Annotated in this window: 10 protein-coding genes; 9 read left to right on the top strand and 1 reads right to left on the bottom strand. The window is 42.4% G+C overall.

The window, feature by feature from the left end; genetic code table 11:
* Positions 1–163: 163 nt before the first annotated feature.
* Positions 164–343 (top strand): hypothetical protein, encoded by a 180-nt coding sequence (locus tag AC1IR0_RS00935; protein WP_004646507.1) that lies wholly within the window; start codon positions 164–166, stop codon positions 341–343.
* A gap of 289 nt (positions 344–632) precedes the next feature.
* Here the strand turns inward: AC1IR0_RS00935 and AC1IR0_RS00930 are convergent, their stop codons facing one another.
* Positions 633–1,421 (bottom strand): A1S_2505 family phage non-structural protein, encoded by a 789-nt coding sequence (locus tag AC1IR0_RS00930; protein ID WP_004646509.1) that lies wholly within the window; start codon positions 1,419–1,421, stop codon positions 633–635.
* Positions 1,422–1,783: 362 nt separating this feature from the next.
* Here AC1IR0_RS00930 and uvrB point away from each other — a divergent pair, with 362 nt between their 5' ends.
* The 8 genes from uvrB to proB all read left to right on the top strand — a co-directional run bounded on the left by uvrB (position 1,784) and on the right by proB (position 12,559).
* Entirely contained in the window at positions 1,784–3,805 is a 2,022-nt protein-coding gene (gene uvrB, locus AC1IR0_RS00925; RefSeq protein WP_153566491.1) for an excinuclease ABC subunit UvrB, read from the top strand.
* Positions 3,806–3,950: 145 nt separating this feature from the next.
* On the top strand, positions 3,951–4,538 hold the full coding sequence (locus AC1IR0_RS00920) for a lipocalin family protein (protein WP_114541501.1): 588 nt from the start codon (positions 3,951–3,953) through the stop codon (positions 4,536–4,538).
* A gap of 162 nt (positions 4,539–4,700) precedes the next feature.
* Positions 4,701–5,639, top strand: a complete 939-nt coding sequence (gene rarD / locus AC1IR0_RS00915) for an EamA family transporter RarD (protein WP_044112884.1) — start codon at positions 4,701–4,703, stop codon at positions 5,637–5,639.
* A 109-nt stretch (positions 5,640–5,748) separates the two neighbouring features.
* Positions 5,749–7,515: a hypothetical protein gene (locus AC1IR0_RS00910; protein ID WP_479741099.1), complete on the top strand. Its 1,767-nt coding sequence runs from the start codon at positions 5,749–5,751 to the stop codon at positions 7,513–7,515.
* A gap of 240 nt (positions 7,516–7,755) precedes the next feature.
* Positions 7,756–9,213, top strand: coding sequence for a glyceraldehyde-3-phosphate dehydrogenase (locus tag AC1IR0_RS00905; protein ID WP_004279679.1), 1,458 nt, complete (start codon positions 7,756–7,758; stop codon positions 9,211–9,213).
* A gap of 184 nt (positions 9,214–9,397) precedes the next feature.
* Entirely contained in the window at positions 9,398–9,772 is a 375-nt protein-coding gene (locus AC1IR0_RS00900) for a winged helix-turn-helix transcriptional regulator (protein ID WP_409652846.1), read from the top strand.
* A 408-nt stretch (positions 9,773–10,180) separates the two neighbouring features.
* Positions 10,181–11,398: an Obg family GTPase CgtA gene (cgtA, locus tag AC1IR0_RS00895; RefSeq protein ID WP_004646519.1), complete on the top strand. Its 1,218-nt coding sequence runs from the start codon at positions 10,181–10,183 to the stop codon at positions 11,396–11,398.
* Between the two features lie 27 nt (positions 11,399–11,425).
* Entirely contained in the window at positions 11,426–12,559 is a 1,134-nt protein-coding gene (gene proB, locus AC1IR0_RS00890; protein ID WP_074383013.1) for a glutamate 5-kinase, read from the top strand.
* The last annotated feature ends 40 nt before the right edge of the window (positions 12,560–12,599 follow it).

Genomic DNA, 12,599 nt, shown 5'->3' with positions numbered 1-12,599 from the left:
GAGAGTTTAGGTAAATTTTAGGCTGCATTGATTCAAGCATTTATCATCATGGGATGATTTTTTATTTTTCCAAAACAAGAGCATATGAATTTATCCAAGATCCTGCTACCCAGTCGACTGAGTTTTTTTGTACAATAGCTGCATATATTATTGAGTGAATCACATGAGCACCCAAACTCCTCCCAAAAAAAAGCCCCTGGTTAATTTACCTTTCCCGATCAAGCAAGCAGAGCAAAATGCTGCAGAAGAAGTTCTGGAAGATTTAAGACCAAGACCGCAGCGTTATGCTGACCGTACTTGGATGCCACCACGTGGTACTCGCCGTTCAATGGGTAAACGCTAATTGATCAGACTCAAAAAGCTATGATAAATCATGGCTTTTTTTTGTGGAATTTTTTAGGGAGTTAGCGATCAATATTTGATTTATCTTTCAACTAAAGAGAAATTAGAACTCTGATTTATCCAAATCTCTTTCAATTTTATTCTTCATAAAGCAAACGAAATATTTAAGCTCTGTAAATACCCATCAAAATAAAATCCAGACCTGATTGATTTCATATTCGATATTTTAGCCGCCCATAAAAAAAAAGCCAATTCAAACATTGGCTTTTTTGAAAGATATTTTGATAGCACTAACGAATGCTTTTACGCGCTTTATTTTCCGGTTTCGGTGGCGCAATTTCTCTCTCACCTTGCCAGACATCAATAAAATCTTTCTCGTTAATATTATAAAGTTCTAGTAGTGCTAAAATCACGCCTCCAAATAACATGGCACCTTCTGAATGGCTCTGAAAGTCGACCAGCTTGGTATTCAGGTTGTGCAGGATATCTTCAATTTCAAAGACACGTTCCCGCCCATTGCTGTCGGTCGGATAGATCTGGGTATTTAAAATAATTCTCGCCAAGCTTTTTTCATTTTCGGTCAAAGGCAGTTCTTCAATCAACTCATCACTGGCCGGAGTTAAAATGACCGAATCACGGAATATGGTGTGTAAAAAATTTGCGCTTAATTTTGGCAGCGGCTTTTCGACAAAAGGACGGAAAGATTGCGGGAAAATGACATTGCGTGAGATGCCTTTAAACATCGGTGCAATTTCCTCGACCTTATAACCTGCGATCCCACAGCCCAAGGAAGTAATAAAATATTTATTTTTAGGATGATTTTTGGTGTAAATCTTAAAGTCATCAATATAGTGCTGGATTTGTGAGAGCGGCATTTGTTGCAAATGCTCGTTCATGGTGGGAATGGCATAGCTCTGACCCGCCCAGCCACGACCCACGCCCATGACTGCACCAAAATGCTCAAGTGCCGTTCTGGCTGCTCCACCACCGTGTTGTCCAGCCAAGTTGCTGCCAAAAACAAAAACCGTATTTTCCGGAAGGGATTTAACAATACTTTCATCGTGATAGTGGTAAGTCATAATTGTCGATTCTAGGCCATCCTGATCTTCATGTTGCCTTTGAAATGAAAAGGGGTCAAGGCAAAATTGTGCCGGCCTAGCCAAACAGATAGAGTATTTCACCCATAAGCCAAAACAGGATACCGAGTACGCCCAAATAAAGCTGCTGGCTGAAAATGATTAGTTTGTTCTGTATTTATTCCCTTTGTAACTGTATATTTTATTAATGATTTTTCAAAGCAGATAGCGATTAAAGCGCTAACAAATAATGAATAGTAATATTGTTTTATTTTACCAAACAGAAACCTAAGCAGGGATTGAGTAATTCCAATTTACCCTCATAATAAATCAAATCTATATCCGCAGCGAAGTCAGCGAAAGCTATGAGTGATAAAAAGCCCTTTGAATTAGTGACCAGTTATCAACCAGCAGGCGATCAGCCACAGGCCATTGCAAAGCTGGTCAAAGGCATTGAACAGGGTTTTCATGATCAGCTTTTACTGGGGGTAACAGGCTCTGGTAAGACCTATACCATGGCCAATGTCATTGCCCAGACCCAGCGTCCGACCATAGTCATGGCACATAACAAAACCTTGGCTGCGCAGCTTTACGGCGAATTTAAAGCGTTTTTCCCGAATAACGCCGTTGAGTATTTTGTCAGTTATTATGATTATTATCAGCCAGAAGCCTATGTTCCATCTTCAGATACTTTTATCGAGAAAGATGCTGCAATTAATGACCATATTGACCAGATGCGCCTTTCCGCGACCCGTTCACTCTTAGAGCGACGTGATGCGATTATTGTCGCATCGGTGTCTGCCATTTATGGTTTGGGTGATCCGAATGCCTATATGAGCATGTTGCTGCATGTGGTGGAAGGTGACCGCATTGGCCGTGATGATATTATTCGCCGTCTGGTCGAGATGCAGTATTCGCGTAACGAACTGGAATTTCTGCGTGGTACTTATCGTATTCGCGGCGAAATTATTGATATTTTCCCGGCAGAATCGGATCAGGATGCGATCCGGATTGAACTGTTTGATGATGAAGTTGACTCCATTCGCTGGTTTGATCCGCTGACCGGGAAAATGGTTCGTAAAGTACCTCGTGTGACCATTTATCCTAAAAGCCACTATGTTACGCCGAAAGACAATTTATCCCGCGCGATTGAAACCATCCGGGACGAACTCAAAGAGCGCCTGGTGTTCTTCCGTGAAAATGACAAATTGCTGGAAGCACAGCGGATTGAACAGCGTACACGCTATGATCTGGAAATGATGCAGCAATTGGGTTATACCAACGGCATTGAAAACTATTCTCGGCATTTGTCGGGCCGTCCTGCGGGTGAAGCGCCACCGACCTTGTTCGATTATATTCCGGATGATGCCTTGCTAATTATTGATGAGTCGCATGTGACGGTGCCGCAGATTGGTGCCATGTATAAGGGCGACCGTTCGCGTAAAGAAAATCTGGTCAATTACGGATTCCGTTTGCCAAGCGCGCTGGATAACCGGCCAATGAAATTTGAGGAGTGGGAACGGATTGTGCCGACGACTGTGTATGTCAGCGCAACGCCCGCACGTTACGAGCTGGAAAAGTCCCAGCAGATTGTCGAGCAGGTGGTACGCCCGACCGGTCTGATCGATCCAGAAATTGAAATTCGTCCCGTACTGACGCAGGTCGATGATGTGCTTTCCGAAATTAATCTGCGTAAAGATATTAATGAGCGGGTGCTGGTTACGACCTTGACGAAGCGTATGGCTGAAGATTTAACCTCTTATTTGAAAGAGTATGGGATTAAGGTTGCTTATTTACACTCGGATATCGATACCGTCGAGCGGGTCAAAATCATTCATGAACTGCGTACTGGGGTGCATGATGTACTGGTCGGGATTAACCTGCTGCGTGAAGGGCTGGATATGCCGGAAGTGTCACTGGTTGCTATTCTGGATGCGGATAAAGAAGGTTTCCTGCGTTCCGAGCGCTCTCTCATTCAGACCATTGGCCGCGCTGCGCGTAACCTGAAAGGTAAGGCGATTCTGTATGCAGACCGAATCACTGATTCGATGCAGAAAGCCATTGATGAGACAGATCGTCGTCGTGCCAAGCAGATTCAATTTAATGAAGAACATGGCATTACGCCGCGCAGTGCAGTGCGTCAGGTGATCAAGGAAATTGATACCGGTGAAGTATTGGATGATGATTCAATTGAATTGAAAGCCTCGGATCAGGCACGTGCGATCAGTGCCGATGAGCGGCATATCATGGCAGATCCGAAAATGTTTGCGAAACACATTAACAAGCTTGAAAAAGAAATGTTGAAAGCTTCCAAAGAGCTGCAGTTTGAGCAGGCTGCGCGTATGCGTGATGAAATTGTACGTTTAAAAGCCCAGATGTTTGATTGATTTTGGTTGCATTAAATCTTATTTAAATGACGTAAAATCAATCACAAAGCAAACATAATGTAACAAATTGAGAGCTGTGATAAAGCTATTGTATGAACAGAATTTTTTTAAATAAATATTTTGTGAACATGTAATAGGTATCTTTATGACAACTCAAAAATCTTCACGTACTGGATTAAAGCTGGCAAAAATTGCGGTGGGTAGTGCGGTTCTTCTCGGTTTGGGCGCCGCTACCATGGCCTATGCGAAAGAGGAGCCATTACCGACCATTGAGAAAGTTGAACTGGACCGTTATCTGGGAACATGGTACGAAGTAGCGCGCAAACCTTTATATTTTCAAAACAAGTGTGACCGTGATGTCACAGCGACTTATACTTTAAATGAAAATGGCAATATCGTGGTGGATAACCGCTGCATTAAAAAAGATGGTGGACAAACCCAGTCATTGGGCGAGGCATTTGTGCAAAATCCACCGCAGAATACCAAGCTAAAAGTCAGTTTCTTACCAGACTTTATTCGCTGGATTCCGGTCGCTCGTGGCGATTATTGGGTCTTAAAACTGGATGAAAATTATCAAACTGTTCTGGTTGGTGAGCCTAAACGCAAATATATGTGGATACTCTCACGTGATCCTCAATTGGATAAAAATGTGGTAAATGAATATTTACAATATGCACAGTCGGTGGGCTATGACCTGAGTGATGTAATTCATACCAAACAAACTCAAAGATAAAAAGATCGTCTTAATGGGAACCATGCTATGGCATGGTTTTTTATTTTATGAGTCGAAAGACAATCTAAAATCGAGAGATAGCTACATTTTAAATGGATGAAGTATTAAGCTTTCTATTGTACTAATCGTTATAATGCCGGCGAATGAAATTAGAGTTTAACTATGTATAAAGGCATCGCGTTATCTGTCTTGGCCTCTGTGGTTTTTGGAGTGCTGTATGTATTTACGCCTTTTTTACAGCCTTTAGATAGTGAACAGACCTTTGCCTGGCGCATGCTGGCGACCTTACCATTCCTCACAGCCTTTATGTGGTGGTCGGGTGATCTGAAACATATCAGCAGTATTTTTAAACGGGTGTTGCAACAGCCTTCATTCTTGATCTGGTTGCTGATCAGTTCACTGTTGTGTACCACGCAATTGTGGTTATTTCTATGGGGACCTATCAATGGCCGTGGCCTCGAAGTCTCGCTCGGTTATTTTCTGCTACCTCTGGTGATGGTGCTGGTCGGCTGTGTGCTTTATAAAGAAAAATTGTCATCTTTCCAGATGGTCGCCGTTGCTCTGGCAATGTTGGGGGTAGGGCATGAAATCTGGCGGATCGGTTCAATCGCATGGGAAACGGTCTATGTCGCTTTAGCTTATCCACTTTATTTCTTTATGCGGCGTAAATTCGCGACCGATCATCTTGGTGGATTCTGGTGGGATCTATTTCTGATTTTGCCTGTGGCATTTTATTTGGGCTTTATCTATAGCGATTCTATGTCGCTTATGTTGAGTCATTCTCATTTGATCCTGGCAGTTCTTGGATTGGGCTTTTTAAGTGCGCTCGGTTTAGGTAGCTATATTTTGGCTAGCCGATATTTACCCTTTGTCATCTTTGGGCTGTTGAGTTATCTGGAGCCGGTACTGCTTGCTTTTGCCTCGATGGCACTGGGTGAGCGTGTGGAATCAGGTGAATGGCTGACCTATATTCCAATCTGGTTGGCTGTTTTACTGTTGATTGTGGAAGGAATATTGCATTTAAAACAGCAGCAGCTGAAAAAAAATGAGCTGGCAAATAAAGCTGCACAGCTAGAAAAAATCAGAAAAAATAATGAATAATGTGGTTTGCATAAGCATTATATTCGTCAGACAATATTGACCTGATTATTTTTAAAATCATCTACCATTTTGTTTAAAAGAATGTTTTCGATATATTAAGGGGATAAACATGTCACAGATTGCGATTCCATATCAGTTACGTGCACGTTTATCACAACTGGAACCAAGTCTGGATTTAAATTGGGAGCGAGAGCTTCGTACTATTCTGGCAGAAGTTTCACCAGAATTAAAAGAAAGTATTGATTTTCAGATTTTAAAGCCCAAGAAAATTCTTTGGGATCAGGAAATGGATCAATACCGCTATCAGGCTCAACATTCGGTAGAACGTCTTAGCCAAAAATTTCTCAATGACCGGATGCGTTACTATGCTAGTACCTTTGGCTTGTCACTGAAAAGTTTGCAGGGTTTGAATGATAGCTTGCAAATTGCGGACTACTTAGAAAACGTCCTGGAACAAATTGATAAAATTGATGTCAATGAAAACTTTCAGATGCAGCGTGAAAAACTGGAACTGCGTCGTACATTTTTATTAAATGCTGCTGAGATTATTCGTGGTCTCCGCTTACAGCCGGTTGAAGGAGTGCGTCAGCTTACCGAACAGCAAATCAAATGCTTCATTATTGAAGTTTTTATCAAGCAGCAATTGTTGAGTTATTGGTATAAGCCGCTATTAAAAAAACAGACGGCAGAAATGACGCATCCACTTTTCCGTTATTTCCTGATTAAAGAGCAGCAGATTCGTCATTTTGATATTGTCCGTACCTCGCAATTTCTATTTATTGTTGCGCCGGTGATGAATGTGCAGCAAAACCCGTATTCTATTCGTCGTTTCCTGATTGAAGAAAAAGGTGCACTTGAAGATCAGGTCTACCTGAATATCCTGATTTTGGACCTCCAGGATGATATGGATGAAGCGGTGGTAGAAACCCTGAAATCGCAGATGCAGCGGATGGTAACTTTACAGAGTCAGATTCATTTGGATGTAATCGATATCGTTCATACGCTGGAACAGGTGTCTGAACAGAAGTTATTGCCTTTACTGGTTGAGCCCATTCAAGTCGTAGAGAAAAATGCCGATGTGGTGGCACAACGTCACTTGAAACAGTTTGAAGAAATTATGACGCGTGAATTGCTTTTGCCGATGCGGGATGCCATTCGTGATCATTTATCGCATATTGAAGAGTTTGATTATCTGTATCTGCATGTCCATAAAATATTTACAGAAATTCTGGCCTATTACCGCGATTTCAAGTCCCAGCCGGGTTTCATGTTTAATCAGTACATCCAGAATTTTGAATATAAACTGCTGGCTTTTATCCGTTTACTGGAAAAGCGTAAAGCGGAAACCTTTATTCCTACATATCGCAATGAATGGCAAGTCATGCATCAGCGTTCACAGCAGGCTGTTTTGGATATTCAAAATACGATTTCTGAAAATGTACAGCAATACCGGGATCTGAAAAAATATATTAATACACTGCAGCGGCAAAAAGCGGATGAAGAGAAAAAATCCGTATTTAAAAAGTTATGGCGTAAAAATAATTTCGATGAGGCAATTGACACCGCGCTCAACCAATTACAGCAGTTAAAGCGCAGTATGTTTCTGGAAATTATTCAGGTGCCAAGAACACATGAAAACTGTAGTGTATTTCTGGAATTTGAAAGTTTGCAGCATTTGCAGCAGGTTGATCGCCACTATGCTTTTCCCTCTGGAGACAATGGCCTGACCCGTTTACCTTTGCTCATTCATTTGCCCGAAACTTATGATGATTTTGATGTAGAAAACTTCAATGCCTCCATGAGTCTGGACATGAATTTTTCAGCAGGGAGTAGAATCCAGCCTGAACAGGGTGGGACGCTAAATTTTGAACTTTAGATTTGTTTGAATAAACAACATTTAACAAATTTGTGCCAGGTACTGAAAAATAGTGTTCTTTAGAGTTTTCGGATGCAAAATCATTCAGCTAATTACAACTATTTTTGAAATTTATAGTGAATATACGTTAAAAACCACCCGTCTCAACGAGCTTTTGATTCAAACTTGCGGCCAATTCCATTACAATTGTCGGGTTTAGAAATTTATGCTTAGATTTACAATTAATTAGAGGACGTATCTGTGAGCAAAGACACTATTGTTGCCCTCCATGCAGAACACCAAGGTCGCTGGAAAAACCGTGAAGAACTTGCGGAACGTATGATTGCCCTTGTTGGCCAGTTATATCGTGAAAAAAATATTGTAGCTACAGTTTATGGTCGCTCTTTAATTAACCGCTCTGTGATTCAGATTTTGAAAGCACACCGCCGTACTCGCGTACTGGACGTTGAACTTTCTGTAGTTGATACTTTCCCAATTCTTGAAGCATTGGTGAAAGTAGAAAACATCGGTTCTGCTGAAGTTGATCTGGGTAAACTTGCTGTTGAATTTAAAGAAAAAGGCGGCGACATCGATGCATTTGTTGCAGACGCTGTTAAATCGATCGAAGGCAATGCTGCTGCTGTAGAACATAAAGATGTGGTTCTTTATGGTTTCGGTCGTATCGGTCGTATCCTGGCACGTTTGATGATTGGTCAATCAGGTCTGGGTCGTGGTCTTAGCCTGAAAGCAATCGTTGTTCGTAAATCATCTGATGGTGATTTGGAAAAACGTGCTTCTTTACTTCGTCGTGACTCTATTCACGGTCCATTTGCAGGCACAATTTCTGTAGATGAAGAAAACGAAGCAATCATTGCCAACGGTAACTTCATCAAAGTGATTTATGCTTCTAATCCTTCTGAAGTAGATTACACTGCATACGGTATCAACAATGCACTTGTGATCGACAACACGGGTAAATGGCGTGATGCTGAAGGCCTTGCTCAACACCTTAAATGCCCGGGCGCTGCTCGTGTGATTTTGACTGCACCTGGTAAAGGTGACATGAAGAACGTAGTTTACGGTGTAAACCAAGCGGATATCCTTGATGAAGATACGATCATCTCTGCTGCAAGCTGTACGACTAACGCGATTACACCTACACTGAAAGTATTGCATGACAAATACACAGTGTTGAATGGTCATGTTGAAACAGTTCACTCGTTCACGAACGACCAGAACTTGATCGACAACTACCATAAAGCTGACCGTCGTGGTCGTGCTGCTACACTGAACATGGTCATTACTGAAACTGGCGCAGCGAAAGCAGTAGCGAAAGCGCTTCCAGCTCTTCAAGGTAAATTGACAGGTAACTCTGTACGTGTACCTACACCAAACGTATCTCTTGCGATTCTTAATCTGACTTTAGGTCAAGATGTTGATCGTGATGAAGTGAACGAATACATTCGTCAGATTTCAATCGGTTCTAGCCTGCAAGGTCAAATCGGTTATACCAACTCGACTGAAGTGGTATCTTCTGACTTTATCGGTTCACGCACTGCAGGTGTATTTGACGCGCAAGCAACGATCACTTCAGGCAACCGTTTAACTGCTTATGTTTGGTACGATAACGAAGTGGGTTATAGCTGCCAGGTATTGCGTATTGCTGAACAAATGGGCGGCGTAAGCTATCCAAAAGTTCCTGCTGAAACTAATGCATAATTAGTATTTAGCTAAAAAAGAGCCTCATTTGAGGCTCTTTTTTTATGATTTTTTTATTTAAAGCAGACTTTTTAATCTAATAAGAATCGATAAATCTGCTTGCTGGCAAAATATTAATCTGATAACTTACAAAGAGTAAGTATATTAAAATGAGTAAGTAATAAAAAATATTGCGAGAAATAGTATGACAAATTATGCAATCAGCCCATTATTAGGTCAGGTTTTATCAACTGAATGTCCATCACGTGAAATATTGGAACACCTTGCCAATAAATGGTCGGTCTTGGTTTTGCGTTGTTTAGGTGAAGGGGTGCATCGTTTCAGTGAACTGAAACAGCGCATTGAAGGGGTAAGTGAAAAGATGTTGTCCCAGACTTTAAAAATGCTGGAGCAGGATGGTTTTATTCTCAGAACAGTTTATCCGGTGGTGCCGCCAAAAGTGGAATATCAATTGACGATTACCGGTTCACAAGCGGCTGAAAAAATCATGTATTTAATTGGCTGGATTGAAAAAAGTCTGCCAGATATTTTAGAACATAAACAAAATGTTATTAAATAGTTTTCATTAAATGGCAGGAATGCAGTGTTTGTGAAAATACAAAATTTGGACTTATCTTGGTTTATATAAAATACTGATTTTAAAAGGTGTCTGCATCAGAAAATCTTCTTGTGAACACGGCTTTTGAAAAATTTACTCCTCTATAAATTATTTTAAAAATCATTAAGAAATTCACAAAAAGAATTTCCAAAATAGGGGATAGTATTAGGGCAAAAGCGCTTGATTTCCTACCACTTCTTTTCCATCTTTTAAGCATTCTGTTTCTAAATCTATGCCTTAGATAGGTCAAATAGGCTTGGTGAGAAAACGACTAACTAAGATTTATGGGATTGCTGCATAATTCTATTCGAGAAATTCTTTAAAATATGGCAGAATATGGGGTTTTAAAGTTTTTAGAGGATTGGCAATATGCGCTTTGTTGATGAAGCAGTCATTACCGTAGAGGCTGGCGACGGTGGCAATGGCGTAGCCAGTTTTCGCCGTGAAAAATTCGTGCCATTTGGTGGTCCAGATGGTGGTGATGGTGGTCGTGGCGGCAGCATTTATATTCAGGCTGACGACGACACCAGTACGCTAGTTGATTATCGTTATACACGTAAATATCGTGCAGAACGAGCAAAAAATGGCCGTGGGGCGAACTGTGCTGGTCGTGGCGGTGAAGATACCGTATTAAAAGTTCCGGTAGGAACAACAATTGTAGATGTAGAGTCTGGTGACATTATTGGCGACTTGATCGAAGACGGTCAACGCGTGAAAGTTGCAGCAGGCGGTGATGGTGGTTTAGGTAATACCCACTTTAAATCATCGACCAACCGTTCACCACGTAAATGTACGCATGGTCAAAAAGGTGAATTCCGTGAAATCCGTCTAGAGCTTAAAGTTCTGGCAGATGTCGGCTTGCTGGGTATGCCAAATGCGGGTAAATCAACCTTCATTCGTGCAGTCTCGGCAGCAAAACCAAAAGTTGCAGATTATCCATTTACCACCATGGTGCCAAACCTGGGTGTGGTCGATGCCGATAGTCACCGTTCATTCGTGATGGCGGATATTCCAGGCCTGATCGAAGGTGCATCTGAAGGTGCAGGTCTTGGGATTCGCTTCCTGAAGCACTTGGCGCGTACCCGTATCTTGTTGCACATCGTTGACGTACAACCGATTGATGGCTCAGACCCGGCACACAATGCCAAAGCAATTATGAAAGAGTTAGAAAACTTCTCCCCAACGCTTTCAAAACTGCCGATCGTATTGGTGCTGAACAAAGTCGATCAGTTGGCTGAAGAAACACGTGAAGAATGGTGCACCCATATTCTTGAAGAATTGCAGTGGGAAGGCCCGGTTTTTGAAACTTCTGGCTTAACGGCTGAAGGCACCAAAGACGTGGTTTACTACCTGATGGATCAGATCGAAGAGCAACGTGAACGCGAAGCTGAAGATCAAGAATATGCAGCAGAAATGAAAGCATTCCGTGATCAGCTTGAAGCTGAAACACGTGAACAAACCATCGCTGCAAAAGAAGCGTATCGTGAGATGCGTCGTCAGCAACGTCTTGCCGGTATTCTAGGCGATGACGAAGATGATGAAGATGGCGATGATGATAGTGATGTGGAAGTGTACTACGTACGCTAATCTCTGAGAGAAGAGTCTGAGGACAAGATGATAGAAGTGGTAGATGGGCAGCGTCAGCTCAAGGGTTGTAAACGAATCGTTGTTAAAATCGGATCATCTTTACTCACAGCAAACGGACAAGGTTTAGATTTAGATGCTATCTCGCATTGGGCGGGACAAATCGCAGATCTACACAATGCAGGACACGAGATTATTCTGGTGTCTTCCGGTGCTGTGGCTGAAGGTATGGTTCGAATGAAACTTGAGAATCGACCCACCGATCTACCCAGTCTTCAGGCTTGTGCTGCCATCGGTCAGATGGGCCTGATTCATACTTGGTCAAGCGTACTTGAGAAGCATCAGATTCGAACTGCGCAAGTATTGTTAACCCATGATGATCTGGCAGATCGTCGCCGCTATCTCAATTCATGTGATGCTTTGCAGAACCTGATTGATTGGCGCGTGATTCCGGTGATCAATGAAAATGACACGGTTTCGACTGACGAAATTCGCTTTGGTGACAACGACACGCTGGCTGCCATGGTGGCAGGTCAGGTGCATGCAGATCTTCTGATTATCTTAACCGATCAGGAAGGTATGTTTGACTCAGATCCACGCTCGAATCCAGATGCCAAACTGTTCCATACGGTACGTGCGATGGATGAGAGCCTGTTTGATATGGCCGGTGGTGGTGGTAAATTTGGTCGCGGCGGCATGCTGACCAAAGTTCGTGCTGCACGACTGGCGGCAAAGTCCGGTTGTCCGACCTTAATTGCAAGCGGTGATAGTGATGCTGTGCTATCTCGTCTGATGTCTGGTGAATTGTTAGGAACCTTGTTTGTGACTGACAAAGATCGGATGACCGCGCATCAGCAATGGTTGGCAGCACACCTGCAAACGGCAGGTCGTTTGGTAATTGATGATGGTGCGGTAAAGGCCATTAAAGACAATCATCGCAGCTTGTTGCCTGTCGGCGTCAAAGCGGTTGAAGGGCATTTTGAGCGCGGTGATGTGGTGGAATGTGTGGATACACAAGGTCACCGAATTGCAGTCGGTCGTGTCAACTTTAGTTCGCGTTCGGCAGATATTGTACGTGGTCTGGCTTCTGATAAAGTGCATCAGGTTCTAGGTGAAGCACGTTCACTCGAGATGATTCACCGCAATCATATGGCGATTTACTAAGTCATTCAGATTTAAATTTCAATCACAAAAAAATCCCGCT

Source organism: Acinetobacter sp. 129952, from assembly GCF_056642055.1.
The sequence above is the reverse complement of the archived record's forward strand: the minus strand, read 5'-3'. Positions and strand labels throughout refer to the sequence as shown.

What these genes read in the sequence shown, in the direction of transcription:
- proB (WP_074383013.1), top strand. Translation starts at nt 11,426, where the DNA reads ATGATAGAAGTGGTAGATGGGCAGCGTCAGCTCAAGGGTTGTAAACGA.
- AC1IR0_RS00900 (WP_409652846.1), top strand. Translation starts at nt 9,398, where the DNA reads ATGACAAATTATGCAATCAGCCCATTATTAGGTCAGGTTTTATCAACT.
- AC1IR0_RS00910 (WP_479741099.1), top strand. Translation starts at nt 5,749, where the DNA reads ATGTCACAGATTGCGATTCCATATCAGTTACGTGCACGTTTATCACAA.
- AC1IR0_RS00920 (WP_114541501.1), top strand. Translation starts at nt 3,951, where the DNA reads ATGACAACTCAAAAATCTTCACGTACTGGATTAAAGCTGGCAAAAATT.
- AC1IR0_RS00930 (WP_004646509.1), bottom strand. Translation starts at nt 1,421, where the DNA reads ATGACTTACCACTATCACGATGAAAGTATTGTTAAATCCCTTCCGGAA.
- AC1IR0_RS00935 (WP_004646507.1), top strand. Translation starts at nt 164, where the DNA reads ATGAGCACCCAAACTCCTCCCAAAAAAAAGCCCCTGGTTAATTTACCT.
- rarD (WP_044112884.1), top strand. Translation starts at nt 4,701, where the DNA reads ATGTATAAAGGCATCGCGTTATCTGTCTTGGCCTCTGTGGTTTTTGGA.
- uvrB (WP_153566491.1), top strand. Translation starts at nt 1,784, where the DNA reads ATGAGTGATAAAAAGCCCTTTGAATTAGTGACCAGTTATCAACCAGCA.
- cgtA (WP_004646519.1), top strand. Translation starts at nt 10,181, where the DNA reads ATGCGCTTTGTTGATGAAGCAGTCATTACCGTAGAGGCTGGCGACGGT.